Genomic DNA, 18,935 nt, shown 5'->3' with positions numbered 1-18,935 from the left:
GGAAAAATTATTCGTTCCGCAGGGCGATCATCGGATCAACCTTGGTCGCGCGCAGCGCGGGGATGAGGCAGGCGAGAAAGGCAATGATCCCGAGCAACAGTGCGATGGAGCCAAGCGTGAGCGGATCGCGCGCGTTGGTGCGGTAGAGCATGGATTCCACGAGACTGCCGGCGAAAAGCGCGGCGACGAGCCCTGCGCCCAAACCAACGGCGACCACCGCGAGCGCCTGTTTCAAGATCAGTTGCAACACGTCGCGCTGGCTCGCGCCGAGCGCCATGCGGATGCCGATTTCACTCGTGCGCTGGCTCACCGAGTAAGCGACGACCCCGTAGATTCCGACAGCGGCGATGACCAGCGCCACGCTGGAGAAAATGGTGAGCAACAGCATGGCGAAACGCTGCCGTGAAATCGTCTCCGCGAGTGTTTCCTCGAGCGGCTTGATGCTCGCGACCGGCTGGTCTTTATCGACCGCGAAGACTTGGGCGCGCAACGAGGTGTGCAGGGCCCGCGCATCGCCCGTCGTGCGGATCACCGCGACGAGGTTGCCGTGGGGTTTTTGCGCGAAGGGCTCGTAGGTCTGCCCCATAGTTTCCTTGTCGACGCCGTATTGTTTCACATCGCCCACGACACCGACGATTTCCCGCCACGTTTCCGGACCATTGGTGACGTTGATGCGTTTGCCGATCGGGTTTTCGTTGGGGAAATACTGCTTCGCCATCGTCTCGTTGATGATGGCGACGCGCGGAGATTTTTCGTTGTCCTGCTCGGTGAAAACGCGCCCGCGTAGCAACGTGATGCCCATCGCTTTGAAGTAGTCGGCGGTGACGGCGTAGTAGTTCGTGCTCGGTTCGTCGTCGTTCGGCGCGACGGTGCGCCCTTCGATCGCGAAGCCCAGCACCCAATCGTTGATGAGGGGCAGGGTGTGAGTGAGACTGGCCGATTGCACGCCGGGCAAGGTGCGCAAGTTGGCGACGAGTTGCTCGCCAAACTGGCGTTGTTTCTCGGCGTCGGGATATTTTCGAGCGGGAAGCGAAATACTAATCGCCGTCGCGTTGGCGGGATTGAAACCCGGGCTGACGCCGGAAAGTTTGGCGAAACTGCGCACGAGCAAGCCGGCTCCGGTGAGCAATAACAGAGAGAGCGCAACCTCGGTGACAATGAGTCCTTGGCGAAACCAACGGCGTCCGCTCTCGGTGGAGCCGCGCGTGCCCTCCTTGAGCGTCTCGTTGAGATTGTGGCCGGTGGCAAGCCAGGCCGGAGCGACACCGAAGATGAGTCCGGTCAGCACGCTGAGGGTGAAAGTAAACGCAAGGGCGCCACCATCGAGGCCGAGTTCCTTGATGCGCGGCAGATTCGCCGGCGCAAACGTCAGCAATAAATCCAAGCCCCATTTCGCGACGAGCACGCCGAGCGCGCCGCCACAAATCGAAAGCACCACGCTCTCCGTGAGGAGTTGGCGCACGATGCGGGCGCGGCTCGCGCCCATGGCGGCGCGAATGGAAATTTCGCGCATGCGGGCGTTGGCGCGGGCGAGGAGGAGGTTGGCGATGTTGGCACACGCGATCAGCAGCACGCAGCCGACGGCGCCGAGCAACGTGTAGAGCACGCCGCGCACATCGCGCACAAGGTAGTCGCCCAATGCGAATGCTTTGACGCCCCAACCTTTGTTGGAATCGGGATATTGCGTCGCAAGTTGCGCCGCGAGCACTTCCAACTCGGACTGCGCTTGCGCGAGCGTGGCGCCGGGTTTGAGACGGGCCGCGACGTTGATGTAATGCGCGCCGCGGTTGTTGTTGGTCTTTTCGTCATCGGTGAAAGCCATCGGCGCCCACAACTCAGTGTTCGTGCTGGCCTGGAAGTTTGCCGGCATCACGCCGACGATGACGTAAGGTTCGCCGTTGAGCTGAATGGTTTCGTTGATCACTTCGGAGCGGCCGCCGAACTGGCGCTGCCACAAGCGATGGCTCAGGATGACCACTTTGCCTTTCGCGATGGAATCTTCCTCGGGAAGAAAATTACGACCGAGCATCGGCGGAACCCCATAGACCGTGAAGTAGTGCGCGGTGACGCGCTGGCCGGCGAGTCGCTGCGGTTCGCCATCGCCGGTCAGATTGTAATTCTGCCCGCGATAAGCGGTCATGTGGGAGAAAGACTTGGTCTGGCCTTCCCAGTCGTAGAAATTTGGAGGCGAAGCGGAAAATTCGGGAAACTGCGGCAACGCGGTCTCGCGAATCAAGACGAGTTGATCGGGTTGCGCGTAGGTGAGCGGCTTGAGCAGCACGCCATTGACGACGGAAAAAATCGCCGTGCACGCGCCGATGCCGAGCGCGAGCGTGATGATGGCGACTGCGGCGAAGCCGGGAGTTTTGCTGAGTTGGCGCAGGGCAAAGCGGATATCTTGCATGGAGTGGGGCTCCGCGCAGTTGCATCGTGTGTGCCACGTTCTTTTTAAAAATAAACGCCGGCCACGCAGCGAGTTGCGCGGGCGGGCGTTTTACCGGAATGGCGATGTGTCCGCTCTTGAAATTTTTTCGTCCCGAAAACGGGACGAAATTTGCGGCGGGAAGACTTAGTTTTGTGAGTCCGCCCCGGCCTGACTTTGCCGCCGCATCATATTGTAGATCGTCTTTTCGGTGATGCCGAGTTGGCGGGCGGCTTCGGCGCGATTTCCGCCGCAGGCGACAAGCGTGTGTTGCAGCGCGAGGAGTTCGATTTCGTCGAGGCGTTTGCCTGCGAGGCTGAAGGCAAAGCCCGGAGCAGATCCGGCGGAAGGTGAGTAGCCTGGTTGAAAATTCGGAGGCAGGTCGGTCACTTCGATCGCACCTGACGAGCGCGCGAGCGTGGCGGTGCGGGCAAGCAAGTTTTCTAACTCGCGCACGTTGCCCGGCCATGGATACCGCATGAGCGCGGCCCACGCGTCGGAACTTAATTTCGGAACCGGCACAGTATTACGCGCGGCAAAATTCTCGAGGAAGTGCTGCGCGAGCAAACGCACATCAGCGGGACGCACGCGCAGTGGCGGCATTTCCAGGGGCAACACATGCAGGCGGTAATAGAGATCTTCCCGGAACCGGCCCTCGCGGCAAAGGCGCGGCAAATCCTGATTGGTGGCGGCCACGATGCGCACATCAGCGTGGAGCGCGCGTTGTCCGCCGATGCGGAAAAACGTGTGATCCTGCAGGAACGTCAGCAGCTTGGCCTGCAACTCGAAGGAGAGTTCGCCGACTTCGTCGAGAAACAGCGTGCCGCCTTCCGCGAGTTCGACGCGGCCGAGTCGTTTTTGATGCGCGCCGGAGAACGCGCCTTTTTCGTGGCCGAACATTTCCGACTCGAGCAACTCGCGTGGCAGTGACGGGCAACTCACGGTAATGAACGGGCCGGTCGAGCGACGACTCATCGCGTGCAGTGAACGCGCGACGCGAGTCTTGCCCGTGCCACTCTCGCCGGTGAGCAACACGGTTTCCTCGGTCGCGCTGATGCGCGCGAGTTGTTCCTTGATGTGATTCATGGCCGGAGAATCGCCGAGCAGATCGACGACGGGGCCGGGATCGCCGACGCTGTGTTTGAGATCGGCGCTCTCCTGCGCGGCGCGGGCGAGTTGCAGCGCACGACGCACCGCACGCACGAGTTCGGCCGGATCGAACGGTTTTGTTTGGTAATCGAATGCACCCGCGCGCACGGCGGCGAGTGCATCGCGGGCTTCGTTGACGCCGGTCAGCATCACGACTTCGACGGTGGGGAAGCGCTGTTTGATTTCGCGCAGGCAGGCGAGGCCGTCCATGCCGGGCATTTTCAAGTCGAGGATGCAGACGAGTGTCTCGTCGTTCAGCGTGTTTAATAATTCCGACGCGCTGCTAAAAACATCTGCGTAGAGTCCAGCTTCCTTGAGACACGCGCGGATGAGGTTGCGCATGAACTCGGTGTCGTCGGCGACCAGAATCGTGGATGGACGGGCAGTCGGCATTAGGTGGGGTGCGCAGCAGGGTGGCCAAACCTCGCGGGCAGAGCAGTGAGTCCGCGCCAAGCGCGCCCGGCAATGTTCGATCTCTGAGTAGTTCCGGTAAAAATTTCCGACGGACTGGCCGCTTTTCCGGTAATTGTTACCGGATGAGCGGGCGCGCATGTCAGAGGTCAAATGTGCCGATAAAATTTATCGCACGTGCGCCCAGTGACTTGCGTGAGGTTACGAAAAGCTGGCACGGCGCATGTGATAAGGAGCGGAAACCCATGAACACCCTCGTCTCCGCTAAATCTCTCGCTGCTCCGCTTCGCCGGATGGCTCTTGCCCTGATTGGTCTCAGCCTCGTCACCGTCGTCAGCGCGCGCACGCATTTCGCCACGAAGGAAAAAGGCCTGCACGTGGTGCACATTGGCGACTTGGAAGATTCGCCCACGGCGCCGGCCACGGAGTTGCCGGATCATGACATTGATCTCGTCACGGGGAGCGCGGCGGTGGCTCACGTTAAATTTGAAAATGGCATGAGCTGGGAAGTGGGCGAGGGCGCCGAACTGTCCCTTGATTTTTTTCAATACGCCGGCCGTGAAATGCAGCTGAGCCCGATGCAGGTGACCAGCCAGATCGCCTACCAAAAAATCCGCGCCATCGACCTGCCGCGTGAAGAGTCGGTTTCTACGCTGCGCGGCGCGTTGACCTGCGGTGAATTCGCCATCACCTGCGCGCGCCTCCAACCGGCGAGCAACTACGAAATCCACACCAGGGAAGCCGTCATCAACCTCCGCGTGGTGGCGGCCAAGTTAAGCCGGTCTGAAGATAATGGCACCCGACTCCAGGTGTTTGGCGGCTACGCGGAAATGAAAATGGCGTCCGGCAATGTAGAGGTCTTGCGAGCCGGTGACCAAGTGACGATTTCGCCGAGTGGCCAAATCAGCCGGCTCCGCATCGGCAGCGAACTCGTCGTGAGTTACCCGATTTCCGAGGAAGTGCTCGGCTCTCTCCTCGGCCTGGCGCCGGGTGAAAACGTCGGCCCGATCGTGGTGACGCAAGGCACGCGCCTCGACGCCGACACCGTCAGCGTGTCGCTCTGATAAACTTTTCTCCGTTCACGTTTAATTTTTTAACCCATGAATTCGCTGCTCTCCTTTTCCGCTACGAAAATCATCTGCTCGTTCGCGCTGGCCCTGGTGGCGCCGGTCGCGGTGCTCACCGCGCAGGTGCCGAACGGCGATTTCTCCTCGACCACCAACGTTGGCAGCATCGGTGGCGGGCTCATTACCGGAAATATCACGGAAACCGCCGGGTCCGGTCCCTGGTCGATGGAAACGCACGGCGTCATCGGTTTGCTGGTCGCGCCACGCGTCACGATCGGTTCAGGCATCGCACGCATTTCGGGGCTGACTGACCTCAACGTGCTCGGCGTCGGTTTGCTCAATAATTCTGCTTCCGTATTCAACAACGATATCGGTTCGACTTACGCCGCCAACACGACCTACACGCTAAAAGCGGACTTTAGTTCGGCCTCGGTTCTCTCGGCCGCGCTGCTCACGAATGCCGGCACGGGCATCGCGTTGCGCGCGAATGGCACGCAAGTCGCCACCACGTTGGGCAGCCTCACTTCCGTTTCGCTGCTTTCTGCGAACAGCGGCCAGTTCACCCTGAATTTTTCCACCGCGAGCAACCTCGTGGGCCGCAACGTCGGCATCGAATTGTTCGCTGGTCGCGGCAGCGGGCTCGCCGACCTGAGTCTGTTGGGCGGAGTTCGTTTCGATAATGTGACGCTCAATTCGGTCGGCGGAGCGGCGGCGATTCCTGAGCCTGCCGATGTCGCCTTGATGATTGGCGCCGCGGGCTTGGCGGGCGTGATCGCAATGCGCGTGCGTCGTCAGCGTCACGCCGCGCTCGTCACTGCGGCGACTGCGTAAAATTAAACCGGGCTCACCAACGCGCGCCTCACCGCCTCGCCGATCGACTGCATCGTGGGTGGTTTAAGGATGAGTTCACGGATTCCAAAAAACTTAATCTTCTCCGGCGTGAGACTTGCCGTGTAGCCGGTCGCGAGGATTACCGGTAGATCTGGACGAAGCATCCGAATCTGTTGGATGAGATCCGTGCCGGTTAAGGTGGGCATCGTCAGGTCGGTGATCAGCAAATCAAACGCGAGCGGCGTGGCGCGCACAGCTTCGAGCGCGGCGACTGAACTCGTGAACGCGGTGACGTGATAGCCAAGTTCGCGTAGCATGGCCTGGCCGAGTGCGACGAGCGGCTTCTCATCGTCGACGAACAGAATGCGTTCGCCGTTGCCGCGCGGAGTTTCCGCCGGTTGGGAAGCAGTGCGTTTCGTGCGGGTGTTCTGCGCGGGAAAATAAACTTGGAAACTCGTGCCTTCGCCGAGGCGACTGGTGACCGTGATGGCGCCGTCGTGGTTTTTGACGATGCCATGCACTGCGGCGAGGCCGAGGCCCGTGCCTTCGCCGGGAGCTTTCGTGGTGAAGAAAGGTTCGAAAATTCGTTCCTGCGTCGCCCGATCCATGCCGTGGCCGGTGTCGCTCACGGTGAGGCGGATGTATTCGCCGCGTCGTAGATTTGGGTCGGCCGCGGCCATGCGCGTGTCGACGGTGACTTGATCCAGTTCGACGGTGAGTCGGCCCGTGCGGTCCTTCATCGCGTGCCAGGCATTGGTGCACAGATTCATGACGATCTGGTGGATCTGCGTTTCGTCGGCGAGCACCGCGGGGAGGTCTTCCCGTAAACGCAGCTTGAACTCGATCGTTGAAGGGATGGTCGCGCGGAGGAGCCGGAGCGGTTCCGCGACGATTTCACGAAGCTGAACCATCGTGCGGCGCTGTTCCTGTTGCCGGCTGAAGACCATGATCTGCCGCACGAGCGCGGCCGCCCGACTGGCGCCTTCGAGCAGCGCGTCGATGTATTCGAGTGCGAGCGGGTTTTCGGTGGATTTTAGTTTCGCCAACTCGGCAAAGCCCACGATGCCGGCGAGCACGTTGTTGAAATCGTGCGCGATGCCACCGGCCATGGTGCCGATGGCTTCCATTTTTTGCGCCTGCTGGAATTGCGCCGTGAGTTTCCGGTGTTCGGTGATGTCGGCGGCGACGCCGGCGATGCGGTAAACGCTGCCCGATTCGTCTTTGATCGGATACGCACGCGCATTGATCCAGCGCACGGTGCCGTCGGGCCGCACGATGCGAAACGTTTCATCGTAAGTGCCGATCGCCTGTTTTTCCAAGGCGGCTCGGCGCACGTTTTCGCGATCGGCCGGGTGCACAGCTTCGAGCCATTCGAGCGAGTTCGCGTAAACATCGTGGCGCGAGCGGCCCCAGATTTTTTCGTAAGCCGAGCTGATGTAGAGCATCTGCCGCGTGTGCACATCCGTCATCCAAAAGACCTCGCTGATGTTTTCGGCGATTTGCCGGAAACGTTCTTCGCTGTCGCGCATCGCTTTTTCCTGAAGCTTGCGCGGAGTGATGTTTTCGTGGGCGACCACCACGCGGCGCGGGCCGTCGCCGGGAAAGGGCGTCACGCGCACCATGAACCAGCGCAAATCGGTCGGGCTGTGGCAGGGATATTCCGCTTCGAAAAGGGTGCGTCGTCCCCGCATGATGTCGCGAATCCCGGCGGCGGTGGCATGCGCTTCTTCGGCGCCGGGGCCGGTGACTTGTTCGCATACCTCGAGGTAATTGAGTCCTTCGCCAAAATTTCCGGAATTAAAATCGTTGCCGTCGGCGAACGCTTTCCACGCATCGTTCACCGCGAGGATCGCGCCATGCTCGTCAAGGATCGCGATGTGCGCGGTCAGCCCGTTGAGTGCGGCGCGCACGAAGCGTTCATTTTGCCGCAAGGCTTCCTCGCTTTGCTTGCGCTCGGTGATGTCTTGGAATGAGCCACGCACTTTCACGATCTTGCCCTGTTCCAAGACAGGGTGCCCGATGGTGCGGATCCATTTGTGCACGCCCTTGGCGGTCGTGAGCTCGAGTTCGAGATCGTAAGGAATGCCTTTTTCGACCGTGAGCTTCAACGCGGCTTCAAGGCGCGTGCGCGAGGCGGCATCATAGAAGGAAATGCCCTCCAGCTTATTGGGAGTATGGTCGAGCGGGAGGTCGTGGATGCGCGCGACTTCTTCAGTCCAATAACCCGCTCCCGTGACGGGATCGAACTCCCAGCCACCGACCTTCGCGATGTGCCCAGTTTCGCGCAGCAATTCCTGTTGTTCGATCAACGCGCTCTCCGCGCGTTTGCGATCGGTGATGTCTTCGAGGGAGCCATCGTAGCAAACGCGTCCGCTGTCGGTGGTGACTCGCGCACTGACGCGGGCCCAGATAATTTGATGGTCGCGTCGAAGGAGCTGAATTTCAAATCCTCGCACGAACCCCTGGGTTTTTAACAACTGGAGCATCCGGGCACGTTCCGCCGGATTGGCGTAAAGCTGATCCGTGATGAATACTACGTGCGCCAGCATTTCTTCAGTCGAATCATAGCCGATGATGCGAGCGAACGCGGGATTCGCGGTGACCAAACGTCCATCCTCGGTCGCCTGAAAAATGCCCTCGACTGAGTTTTCGAACAGGCTGCGATACTTGGCCTCCGCGTGCAGCAACGCTTGTTTGTCGCGTTCGCCGGCACGGCGGATTGCCGCCTGCTCGCACGCCTGCCGCACCGCACTGCCGAGGCGGGCCGGGCGATCTTTTAGCACGTAGTCAGCAGCGCCTTGGCGCATGATTTCCACCGCAGTTTCTTCACCGATGGTTCCGGAAACGAGGATGAAGGGAATATCGAGCCCGCTTTGCTTGAGTAGAACGAGCGCCTTCAAGCCGTTGAATTGCGGCATTACGAAGTCGGAAATGATAACATCCAGTCCCGCATGCAGACTGCGCACGTAGTCGGATTCGGTTTGCACACATTTCCAATTCAGCTCGAAACCCGCCCGACTCAGCGTGTCGATCAGGAGTTCGACATCGGAAGGATTGTCCTCGGCGATAAGTAGATTGAGAGGCCGGCTCATCGTCCAAATTCCTGAGCAGACGGACAGGTATCAAGCTGCGCCGACCTCGACTGGAGCCAAGGAACGATCAACACGGGGTAATTAAGGCGGGGTTTCACGATTAGTTTCACGACGCTCGTCGTTTTTGGCCCACGCTTAACTTCAGAATTTTTTCACATTATACAACCTCCCGGCTGCGCTTTAGGGTAACTACTCAGGCCTCGGGTGGCGTAGGCACGAGGCGCACGTGCTCGCCAAGTCTTAATGTTTTCGGATTATTTCTGTCCGGAAATTTCGGGCTGCGTGCTGCCGTGATAAAACGGACGAAACTCATCGACCTGCGCTCTGAATACACCCGCGGCGATCGCAGGATCTTGAGCGAGCTCGGCGTGCACGGCGGCTTCGTCCGGGACGCGCAGGAGAATCATGCCCTTATCCGCGTAACGCGCACCCAGCACGAGGAGTCCGGCTTGGCGCAAACGAGCGAGGTTCGCGGAATGCTCTTTAAAATGTGCCTGTTGTGGCGCCGGCTTGGCGGCATCCCACGCGGGGCCGATCGTGAAGTGCACGATGAAGAGTTTACCGGCCACTGCCGGCGGGGGTGAGGCGGAAGCCGGAGTTTGCCCGAAAAATGCAGTTGAAACGACGAAACTGAAAACGACGGCAATGAGGATTCTCATAGGGATAAAATCATCGCCATCATTGGGCTCAACTCACGACCACGCCGTCGGCGAGGCGGATGACGCGCGAGCCAAACGTCGCGTTCTCCGCAGAATGAGTCACCTGGATGATCGTCGTGCCTTCTTCGTTAAGTTTTTTGAAAAGCTTCATGATCTCGCGACCCTGGTCGGAATGGAGATTACCCGTGGGCTCGTCGGCGAGGATAAGCGAGGGTTTTGCGATAAGCGCACGAGCGACGCCGACGAGCTGCTGCTGACCGCCGGAAAGTTGATTCGGATACAGATCTTTTTTGCCGACGATCCCGAACTTATCGAGCACGTCGCAGACGATGGCTTCGCGCTCTTTTTTCGCCGTGTCGCGGTAGGAAAGCGGAATCTCAAGATTCTCGTAAACGGTAAGGTCGTCGAGCAGGTGATAGCTTTGAAAGACAAAACCGATGTGCTTTTTCTGCAGCTCGAAGCGTTTCTTTTTATCGAGCTTGTGGACGGGCTCGCCACCTAGGAAATATTCACCGTTCCACGCGCTGTCGTGCAGACCGAGGATGTGCAGCAAAGTGGATTTGCCCGAACCCGAGTTGCCCATGATGGAGACAAACTCGCCCTCATTGATCGTGAGGTTGATGTTGCGCAGGGCGTAGAAGACACCGCCTTTAAGCGGATAAACTTTTTCGACGTTATTGAGTTTGATGAGGGACATGACGAGGGGAGGTTGTGAGAGAAGCCGTGCGGCGCAAGCGGGCGATCACGACTCGATGTGCGTGATGCGACCGTTAACGTGAGTCCATTGATGGAGTTCGGGGCCAGCGGAGTGTTTAAGTGCTTTGAAAAGCTCGGGTGCGTCGCGTTTTTGCATCATCAATTCCGTGAGGCCGCTCGCGTCGCAATTGAAAATCTTCGCGTAGCCTTTGTAGTGCCGCGCTTCGCCGATGATGCGCGAGTAGCCGGCAGCCTGATTCACTGGGCGGCGATCCACTACTAGAAAACTGTAAGGCAGCGAACGCAGATCGATGCCGGCGCGCTGGCCAAATTTCACCCACTGCGAATCGGCGTAGATGTTAGCCGGAGGCGCTGCGAAGAAATGGCACCAGTGACGCTCGTTGCCCGGCGCGAACATGCCGCAAGCGTTTTGATGCGTGCAAGGCGCGACGACGTTTACTCCGGCACCGCGGAGTTGTTCGCGCCAACCGCCGAGCAAACGGCTCGCTTCGTGCGTGCCTGGCTCGACCCAGATAATGCTTTGTGCACGCGCGGCGAGGGCGGCGAGTTGCGCGCGGGCTTCGGCATTGAGTTCGTTGAGCACATGGCTCACGACCAGCACGCCGATCGGTTCGTCGCTTTCGAGAAATTGATTCCCGGCGCGCTCGACAGTGAGCGTAGGAAACAGTCGGCGGCCGTGGTGCGTGGAAAACTCCATCGCGAGTTCCGAGTGGTCATGCACGAGCAATCGCGGAAAATTTTCCGCGCCGAAAAAGTCCACCACGCGCCTTCCCGCGATGCCGCTGCCGCAGCCCCAGTCGAGCACCGGGCCACCTGAAGGCGGAATCCAGCCGCGTTGTTTGAGTTCCGCGAGCACGGCATCCCATTTCCAGCCGATGCGCTCGCCGTAGGTAAAATTGTAGCACTCGAGGTCAGTTATCGTGTGCCAGTAGGGCCCGCGTGTTTTCACGTCGGTGAGAAACGTTTCGCGCAGACGGTCGAGCACTTCCCAGTCGAGTGAGTCCCAGTCCATGTGCTAAAGAATAAACCCGAAATGCCGGGCGAGTGCTTGCGATTTGATTCCGTAAAACGCGGCGAACTCGCGCGCTCTCGCGGCTGCGCCATCGGTGCGCACTTCGCCGTTCGCCCGTTTGATCGCGGTGATCATAAGATTACGGGCGGTGTGTTCCGTGGAGATAAATTCGAACACTTTCGTGTCGTAACCGGCCCATTCGAGTAGCAGCGCGCGCAGCGCGTCGGTGGCAAATTCTGCGTGGCGCTCCTGGAAAATCCCGTGGCGCAACGCCGGCGCGAGCACGGCTGGCGCGTGGAGCTGCGGGCGAAGTTCTTTCTGGCAGCAGGGCGAGACGACGATCAGCGAAGCCCCGGCTTGCACGCCTTTGGCGATGGCGTCGTCGGTCGCCGTGTCGCACGCGTGCAACGCGATGAGCACGTCGAGCGGCGGCAGTTTCGCGGAAGCGATATCTCCTTGCACGAAACGCAGCTGCGTCCGGCCTGTCTCGGTGGCGATGCGATTGCAGAGCGTCACGAGTTCGGCGCGACTCTCGATGCCCTGGACGTGGGCGGCGCGATGCGCGACGTGATTGAAATAATCGTTGATCGCGAAAGTGAGGTAACCTTTGCCGCAACCCATGTCGGCGATCTCGATCGGGCGATGCGTAGGCAGATTGGCCTCCGCGGCGAGATGGCTGAGGATTTCGACGAACTTGTGAATCTGGCGGTGTTTGTCCGCGAGGCCCTCGCGCACGGTGCCGGCGTGGTTCGTGACGCCGAGCTTTTCCAGCCACGCTTGGCTTTCCGGTGTGAGCAGGCGCGGTTTCGTGCGGTCGTGAGCGACATCGACTTTCTCGGTCGTGGCCGGGCCGTAGGTGAGGCGCGGCTCGCCTTTTTTATTGAACTCCAACTGGGCGAGCCGTGCGGTGGTAAATAAATGCGCGCTGTAAAAATCCGTGCCGATCAGCGGCGTGAGCGCGGCCAGCGCCTCGCCCACTGGATGATTTTTCGTGATATCTTGGCGCTCGTGCCGCCAGACAAACGACAGATGGGCCGCGCCGCGCAACGCGATCGGACGCACGAGCAGATTGCGCAGCGTGGCGTCCGCGCCGCGTGGTTTACCGAGCGTGAGTTTGACGAAACTCTCGTCGCGCACGCTGGCGGTGAGTTGCGCGAGAAAATCGGCGTGAAGTGGATCGACGGCATTCATCAGCTCATGAAGTAAGAGAACACGCGACGGTTCCGCGCGATGCAGCGATAGCCAAGATTCATCAGCGGAGCGGCTCCCGGCACAGTTTCGTAAAGCCAGCGCAGGAACCCGCGTTTCCCGCGCCCGTGCGAACGAGCGCGCAGAACCGCATACGCGCCGGAATACACCGAGCCGTCCGGCTCGACGAGTTGGAGCGCTTCTTCGAAAGCCGCGGCGGGAATTTCCGGGAAACGCGCGTGCACTTCTTGCCCGGGAGCGACATCGAGGCGTGCACCGTAGTTGCCGCGCCACTGGCCGGCCCAGTGACGGCAAAAGCGGCAATCTCCATCGAAAAGCACAAGCGGTTTGAGCGGGGGGGAGTTGACGCGGTAGTTGGGTGTCGGCACGTGAATAATTTCAAATCAGGAGAGCAGCGCGAGTTCAGCCGCGCAAGCCCGCTCCCATCTCGGGGTTTACTGCAAGGCCTGTAGCGAGGCGGCCGCCTGTGGAAAGGACGGTTCGAGTTTCAGCGCCGCTTCATAGGCGGACCGAGCGGCGGCGCGATCGTTTTTCTTTTCAAGGATCTGGCCGATGCGCCAATGCGCTTGGGCATGGCCGGGCTGACCTTCAGGCGGCGTAAGTGCGAGGCATTGACGCAACGTTTCGAGGCCTCGATCCACGCGTTCTCCGCTGAGTGCGGCGAGTTTCCCGACTTGGTAAAGAGAGACGTAATTCCCCGGGTTCGCTTTCAGATCTTCTTCGTAAAGGGTGAACCCTTCCGTGAATTTTTTCTCGCTTGCGTAGAGTGCTGCGTAAGCGGCGCGACCTTGCGCGGCGTCGAGTTTTTTTATCTCCGCCGCCTGCGCGTAGGCCTTGTCCATGCCGCCGCCGGCGAGAGACGGAGCCTGCCGGTAAAATTCCATCAACGAAAGCCGCGCCCCGATATTGGCCGGATCCAGCGAGACCGCCTTGGCGTAAGCCGCGGAGCATTTGTTCGCGAAGCCCAGTTTTGAAAGCAGACCGGCTTTCATCGCCGAGAGTCCATACGCATCGCCGAGCTGCTGATTAAAACGACTGTCTTCCGGTTTCAACGCGACCGCTTTTTCCAGATGCGCAACCGCTTTGGCCGGCTCGTTGCGTTGCAAGGCGAGACGACCGAGGTAGGATTGGATGTCAGCATTTGTGGGGTCGGCACTCGCGAGTTTTTCGAAGGCCTGTTGTGCCTCCGCCGGCTTGCGCTGCGCGTAAAGTTCTTTTGCCGCGTTAAAGGCGGCCGGATCCGTCGCCGCGTAACTGAGCGACACCGCGCATCCGAGCAGGAGCAAACAACTGAAAAGTCTCATTGGTTTGAGAGACTGCTCGACTCGCGAAGTTCCGTCAATTGCCGCGCAATGCCGTGAGCGGATCGACGCGCATCGCGCGAAACGCGGGCATGAGACAGGCCGCCGCGCAAGCCAGCGCGAGCGCGATCCCGGCGGCAGCGTAGGCGAGAATGTCCAGCGGCGCCACGCCGTAGAGCAAGTTGTCCACGCTGCGCGCCGCAAACCACGCGAGCAACGTGCCGGCCAGCAAGCCGGGCACGGTCATGCGGGCGGCGTCGCGCAAGACGAGTGCGGCGACTTGCGGGCGTCTCGCGCCGAGCGCGAGGCGCACGCCGAATTCTGCCGTGCGTCCAGCCACGGCAAACGCGAGCACCGCATACACGCCAGTGAGGCAGAGGGTGACGGCCAGTCCGGCAAACGAGCCAACGAGAATCAGTCCGAAGCGGGTTTGCCATGCGCTATTGGCGAAAAATTCCGACGCGGTCACGTAGGCGTAGGCGGTATTATTAAGGTCAACTGCGGCGACCGCGCGGTCCACCTGATCCCGCGTGAGTGGTTGCGTTCCGCGCACGCGCACGACGACGCCGGTATCAATTGGCGTGATCTGCGCATGCGGCAGGAAAAATGAGTCGATCACCGCGGGCTGCGCGCCGTGGCTGATGATGTCGCTCACAATGCCGACGATCTCGGACCAGTCTTCGCGTCCTTCGAAGCGCACGCGTTTCCCTAGCGGATCCTGGCCGGGCCAGTATTTTTCTGCGAGACTTTGGCTGATCACGGCGACGCGTGCCGTGTTCGCGCGGTCGTCGGCGCTGAGCCAGCGGCCCGCGATGATTTTCAATTGAAGTGCGTCGAGCAACTCCGGGCTGACCGCGCGGCGCACGGCGCGCTTGGGCGTTTCCGTCAGCAGCAAACCGTCACCTTCCTGCGTGAAACCCGAATAGGAACCCAACACATTGGGAAATACAGCGTCGGAGATGCCGGCTTCGGCGACGTGCGGTAGCGTCCTCAATTGGGCGGCGACCCCTTCGAAATAGCGGATGCGTGCGGCGTCATCAGCATATGCCGCCCCGCGCGTGCCGAGACGAAATGCGTAGAGTTGTTCAACGGGAATGCCCCGGTCGACGGTTTGCACGGCTTGGAAACTACGCACGAGTTGCACCGCCGTGATCAACAGCGCGAGTGCGATGGCGATTTGCAATGAAACCAGTAATCGCGTTGCCGCCCCGCCCGCGACCGAACCCAATTGCCGCGAGCCGTCGCGAAGCGTGGCCTCGATGTTCAACCGGCGCGCTTGCATCAGAGGAACCAGACTGAACGCGACGGCGATGACGATCGCCATGGCGGCGGCGCACACCACCACCGCGCCGGTGATGCCAGGTGCCGGGAGTTGACGGACGCCGCCGGGGAGCAGCGTGGCGGCGAGCGGGGAGAGCCACGTGGCGAGCAACAGGCCGAGCGTTGCCGCTCCGAGGGAAAGCCAGAGAGATTCCGCAAAAAACTGCCGAAACAGATCGCGCGTGCCGGCGCCGAGTGCGAGGCGCAGCGCGAACTCACGTCGGCGGCGAATCGCTTGCGCGAGCAACAAGCAACCCGCGTTGACGCAGGCGACGACCAGCACCAGACCGACAGCGCCTTGGAGGATCAGCAGTTGTTGCCGCAGGTTGCCGAGGAGGCTTTCGCGCAAGCCGACTGCGTTGATGCCGCGCCCAGAATTCTGGGCGGGATAATCGCGACGCAGCGCCGCGGAAATCGCGGTCAATTCAGTCTGGGCCGCCGCGAGGGTTTTACCGGGCGCAAGTTCGCCGAGCATCATGTGGCGGCGGAAATAGCGTTCGTCGCGAATAAAATCCACCGGCAACAACGCGGCCCACGCTTGCTGGCCTTCGCCCACGTGGGGTAACACGACTGCGGCCGGCAGCACCCCGACGACGCGGTAGCTGCGTTGGTCCAGTTGCACACTTTGCCCGAGCACGTTGCGGTCGCCGCCGAAACGACGCTGCCAGAATTCGTAGCTGAGGAGCAACGCGCGCTCGCCGCCGATCTCGGCGTTGGCGGCGTGGATGGTTTCTCCGAAAAGTGGCTTCACGCCGAGCATCGGAAAAAACTCCGGCGTCACGCGTTGCACGAAGGCGGTTTCCACACCGCCGGGTGCGCGCACGGTGAAGGATTCGTTGCGAATGATCGCCTTCCGCGAGAAAGACGCGGCGTGCTCATAGACTTCGACGGCGTTGCCGTAGGTCATTCGCCACAGGATGTTTTGGCCGGTCAACGGGTGTTCGTTAATGGTGACGAGCCGCGTGGCGTCGCCGTATGGCAACGGCCGAACCAGATAAGTATTCACGAGCCCGGCGACGAGTAACGTGGCGGCCAGCGCGAGGCCGAGCGTGGCGACGATCCCGGAAGAGAGCCACGGACGTTTTGATAGGGAGGTGAGGCTTTGGCGAATCATGACGAGGAGAGGTTAGCGTTCAGCGATCAGCTGTCGGCTTGTGGTAATAAAAAGGAGGCGTGGATCACGTAGCGATGTTCGAGCTGACTGCTGGAAGCTGTGCGTTGAACAGTCATTTTACTCTGAGCGCAGCGCGACCATCGGGTCGGTTTTCGTCGCGCGACGGGCGGGGACGAACGTGGCGACGAGACTGACGACAATCAGCAGGCCGATGACGGCGCCGTAGATGAGCGGGTCGAGCGGGCTGGTTTCAAAGAGTGAGCCGGCAATGGCATCGCGCGCGAGCACGGCAGTGATGACCGCAAGCAGCACCCCCAGCGCGACGCCCGCGGCAAGTTGCGCGGCGCTTTGTCGCAGCACGAGATCGAGAATCTGTCGCGGCAACGCGCCGAGCGCGACGCGCACTCCGAATTCGCGCGTGCGTTGGTTCACCGCGAAACTGGTCACCCCGTAAAGCCCGGCGGCGGCGAGCACGGTCGCGACTGCGCCGAAGATCACAAACAGCGTGGCGACAAGTTGGTTTTGCCCGAGGAAAATACTGAAGCTCGTCGCAGGTGTCTCGACGAAGTAGGGCGGCAGGTCTGCGTCGACGCGGCGCAAGGCCGCGCGCACAGCATCGAGGGCCGCTTCGCCGGATTGCCCGCCGCGCGGGCGGGCCACGATGGTTGCGAATTGCAAGGCGCGCACGGTGGTCGCGGCAGGGCCGACGGCGGCATCGAAGAACGGCACATAGTAACCGGCGTTGTCGAGGACGTTGGCTTGCGGCCCGAGCATGCGCACATCGCTCACGACGCCGACAATTTCACGCCACGGGCCGCCGCCGGAGCCGTCGGGATTGGCCGTGCGAAAACGGCGACCGACGGCGCTTTCGTTGCCGAAATGTTTTTTTGCAAACGTGGTGTTCACGATCGCGAGCGGCCGGCGTTGATCACTGTCTTCGTCCTTGAAGAAGCGGCCTTCGAGCAAGCGTTGGCCGATGGTGGCGGAATAATCCGGAGTGATGTTTTCGAACTGCGCGATCGTGCGGTCGGTGTCGTTGGGATAATCGCTGCCCTCGATCTCGATATTGCTTTGCCCACCGAGAATCGAGCGGATGCGGCTGCTCAGCGCGCTCGCTTCGAGTTCGGGCGAAGTGCGTAACTCGTGTTGGAGTTTTTCGTAGAATACCTGGCGCGATTTCGGGGTTGGATAAATTCCCGCCATCAATCCGATGCGCGCGGTGATGACTGCGTCGGGCTTGAAACCGTAATCCTGGGTCGACTGCCGGTAGATTGAGCGCGCTTGGAGCAAGGCCGCCACCAGCAGCACGCACGTCACGAAAATTTGAAACACCACGAGCCCGCGCATCCAGCGGATCACGGAGCGGCCGGTGAGGCCGCGACCGCTTTCTTTCAACGTGGAAGCCGCGGCGCCACGCGAAGCGAGCAGTGCCGGAATAATCGCAGACAACACCGCCGAGATCGCGGTGGTGCCGATGACGACGCCGAGCACTTGGAGATTTACTTCAAAGCGCATCCATTCCGGCAGCGAGTTCGGCAGCGTCAGCATGAACGCCTGCAACGCATCCACCGCCCAGAACGCGATGCCGACGCCCAGCAACGCGCCAATTGCCGCGAGCAACAAACTTTCAGCCAGCATCTGGCGCACGAGTCGCGAGACACTGGCCCCGAGCGAGGAGCGAATCGCGAATTCGCGGCCACGCGAGATGGCGCGCGCGAATTGCATGTTCATCACGTTGACGCACGCGAGCACGAGCACGCCGACGCAGAATGCGAGCATCGTCCACAGCAGTGGGCTGAATCCGGCGGGAATCGCGAGAACGAGCAACGGGCGCACGAGCGCTGAGGAAAACGCCCCGTTGGTCGCCCGATACGCCACGGAAAACTGTTTGGCGAGGCCGGCGATCTCCTGCTGCGCCTGCTCGATGGTGACGCCGTCGCTGAGTCGCGCGGCGACAGACACGAATGTTTGGTTGTTATCGGTGCGCGTCTTGCCGCCGAACTCCGCCCGGATCGGCAGCCACAGTTGCTCTTTAAACGGAAAAACAAAACCGCGCGGCATGACGCCAATGATGACGGCCGGCTTGCCGTTCACGCGCACGGTGCGTCCGATGACGTGGGGATCCGCGCCAAAATCCGCGCGCCAGAGCGAATCGCTGAGCAACACCGCATGCGTGGCACCGGGACGATCATCGTCGGGTGTGAAATCGCGACCGAGCGCCGGCTTCGCGCCGAGCGTGCTGAAGTAATTGTGGGTGACGTAACCGCCGTTGTAGCGGCGCGCTTCGGACTGCCAGGAAAGATTGACCGTGGAAAACGACAGGTAAGCCGCGAGACTTTGGAACGATTTTGGTTTCGCCGCTTCAAGTTCATCGAAGTCGATGAGCGCCTGCCGTGGGCTGAAAAAATTCGGAGTCGCGCTGGCTGGATCGATGAAATTGACGTCCATCAAACGATCCTGCCGCGCAAACGGGAGGCCGCGGAGCAGCACTGCGTTGACCACCGAAAACATGGTCGTGACCCCGCCGATGCCGAGGCAGAGCACGAGGATCGCGAGAAACGAAAATCCTCGGTCGCGGAGCAAGAGACGCAGAGCGAGGCGCAGATCGTTCATGGGTGTGGTTGGTGGTGG

At 60.9% G+C, this 18,935-nt stretch carries 13 protein-coding genes; 2 read left to right on the top strand and 11 right to left on the bottom strand.

The window, feature by feature from the left end; all coding sequences use genetic code 11:
- Window positions 1–7 precede the first annotated feature (7 nt).
- Window positions 8–2,404, bottom strand: a complete 2,397-nt coding sequence (locus tag ACRRQW_RS19090; RefSeq protein WP_438483217.1) for an ABC transporter permease — start codon at window positions 2,402–2,404, stop codon at window positions 8–10.
- Window positions 2,405–2,569: 165 nt separating this feature from the next.
- Entirely contained in the window at window positions 2,570–3,964 is a 1,395-nt protein-coding gene (locus ACRRQW_RS19085; RefSeq protein WP_438483216.1) for a sigma-54-dependent transcriptional regulator, read from the bottom strand.
- 311 nt (window positions 3,965–4,275) lie between these two features.
- On the opposite strand from ACRRQW_RS19085, the gene ACRRQW_RS19080 reads away from it, so the two are divergent.
- Window positions 4,276–5,046, top strand: a complete 771-nt coding sequence (locus ACRRQW_RS19080) for a hypothetical protein (protein ID WP_438483215.1) — start codon at window positions 4,276–4,278, stop codon at window positions 5,044–5,046.
- A gap of 36 nt (window positions 5,047–5,082) precedes the next feature.
- The gene (locus ACRRQW_RS19075; protein WP_438483214.1) at window positions 5,083–5,880 is read left to right on the top strand and encodes a hypothetical protein; all 798 of its coding nucleotides are present in this window, start codon (window positions 5,083–5,085) and stop codon (window positions 5,878–5,880) included.
- Window positions 5,881–5,882: 2 nt separating this feature from the next.
- Here ACRRQW_RS19075 and ACRRQW_RS19070 read toward each other — a convergent pair whose 3' ends face one another.
- From ACRRQW_RS19070 to ACRRQW_RS19030, 9 genes are all read right to left on the bottom strand, one after another.
- On the bottom strand, window positions 5,883–8,972 hold the full coding sequence (locus ACRRQW_RS19070; RefSeq protein WP_438483213.1) for a PAS domain S-box protein: 3,090 nt from the start codon (window positions 8,970–8,972) through the stop codon (window positions 5,883–5,885).
- 254 nt (window positions 8,973–9,226) lie between these two features.
- Window positions 9,227–9,631 (bottom strand): YciI family protein, encoded by a 405-nt coding sequence (locus tag ACRRQW_RS19065; RefSeq protein ID WP_438483212.1) that lies wholly within the window; start codon window positions 9,629–9,631, stop codon window positions 9,227–9,229.
- A 28-nt stretch (window positions 9,632–9,659) separates the two neighbouring features.
- Window positions 9,660–10,328 carry an ABC transporter ATP-binding protein gene (locus ACRRQW_RS19060; protein ID WP_438483211.1) on the bottom strand — a complete coding sequence of 223 codons (669 nt, stop codon included), beginning with the start codon at window positions 10,326–10,328 and terminating at the stop codon, window positions 9,660–9,662.
- A gap of 45 nt (window positions 10,329–10,373) precedes the next feature.
- Entirely contained in the window at window positions 10,374–11,360 is a 987-nt protein-coding gene (locus ACRRQW_RS19055) for a small ribosomal subunit Rsm22 family protein (RefSeq protein ID WP_438483210.1), read from the bottom strand.
- 3 nt (window positions 11,361–11,363) lie between these two features.
- On the bottom strand, window positions 11,364–12,551 hold the full coding sequence (locus ACRRQW_RS19050) for a class I SAM-dependent methyltransferase (RefSeq protein WP_438483209.1): 1,188 nt from the start codon (window positions 12,549–12,551) through the stop codon (window positions 11,364–11,366).
- A complete protein-coding gene (locus ACRRQW_RS19045) occupies window positions 12,551–12,937 on the bottom strand; it encodes a thiol-disulfide oxidoreductase DCC family protein (protein ID WP_438483208.1) in 387 nt (128 codons plus the stop codon). Before ACRRQW_RS19045 ends, ACRRQW_RS19050 begins: the two co-directional genes overlap by 1 nt.
- Window positions 12,938–13,003: 66 nt before the next feature.
- Window positions 13,004–13,873: a tetratricopeptide repeat protein gene (locus ACRRQW_RS19040; RefSeq protein ID WP_438483207.1), complete on the bottom strand. Its 870-nt coding sequence runs from the start codon at window positions 13,871–13,873 to the stop codon at window positions 13,004–13,006.
- Window positions 13,874–13,907: 34 nt separating this feature from the next.
- A complete protein-coding gene (locus ACRRQW_RS19035; protein ID WP_438483206.1) occupies window positions 13,908–16,304 on the bottom strand; it encodes an ADOP family duplicated permease in 2,397 nt (798 codons plus the stop codon).
- 117 nt (window positions 16,305–16,421) lie between these two features.
- Window positions 16,422–18,917, bottom strand: a complete 2,496-nt coding sequence (locus ACRRQW_RS19030) for an ABC transporter permease (RefSeq protein WP_438483205.1) — start codon at window positions 18,915–18,917, stop codon at window positions 16,422–16,424.
- Between the last annotated feature and the right edge of the window lie 18 nt (window positions 18,918–18,935).

The sequence above is a fragment of the Oleiharenicola lentus genome, from assembly GCF_051660365.1.
GTDB classification, from domain to species: domain Bacteria; phylum Verrucomicrobiota; class Verrucomicrobiia; order Opitutales; family Opitutaceae; genus Lacunisphaera; species Lacunisphaera lenta_A.
This window is presented reverse-complemented; position numbering and strand designations above follow the sequence as displayed.

Coding starts and splice junctions, on each gene's coding strand:
- ACRRQW_RS19065 (WP_438483212.1), bottom strand. CDS start 9,631: ATGAGAATCCTCATTGCCGTCGTTTTCAGTTTCGTCGTTTCAACTGCA.
- ACRRQW_RS19035 (WP_438483206.1), bottom strand. CDS start 16,304: ATGATTCGCCAAAGCCTCACCTCCCTATCAAAACGTCCGTGGCTCTCT.
- ACRRQW_RS19040 (WP_438483207.1), bottom strand. CDS start 13,873: ATGAGACTTTTCAGTTGTTTGCTCCTGCTCGGATGCGCGGTGTCGCTC.
- ACRRQW_RS19060 (WP_438483211.1), bottom strand. CDS start 10,328: ATGTCCCTCATCAAACTCAATAACGTCGAAAAAGTTTATCCGCTTAAA.
- ACRRQW_RS19085 (WP_438483216.1), bottom strand. CDS start 3,964: ATGCCGACTGCCCGTCCATCCACGATTCTGGTCGCCGACGACACCGAG.
- ACRRQW_RS19055 (WP_438483210.1), bottom strand. CDS start 11,360: ATGGACTGGGACTCACTCGACTGGGAAGTGCTCGACCGTCTGCGCGAA.
- ACRRQW_RS19080 (WP_438483215.1), top strand. CDS start 4,276: ATGGCTCTTGCCCTGATTGGTCTCAGCCTCGTCACCGTCGTCAGCGCG.
- ACRRQW_RS19030 (WP_438483205.1), bottom strand. CDS start 18,917: ATGAACGATCTGCGCCTCGCTCTGCGTCTCTTGCTCCGCGACCGAGGA.
- ACRRQW_RS19090 (WP_438483217.1), bottom strand. CDS start 2,404: ATGCAAGATATCCGCTTTGCCCTGCGCCAACTCAGCAAAACTCCCGGC.
- ACRRQW_RS19075 (WP_438483214.1), top strand. CDS start 5,083: ATGAATTCGCTGCTCTCCTTTTCCGCTACGAAAATCATCTGCTCGTTC.
- ACRRQW_RS19050 (WP_438483209.1), bottom strand. CDS start 12,551: ATGAATGCCGTCGATCCACTTCACGCCGATTTTCTCGCGCAACTCACC.
- ACRRQW_RS19070 (WP_438483213.1), bottom strand. CDS start 8,972: ATGAGCCGGCCTCTCAATCTACTTATCGCCGAGGACAATCCTTCCGAT.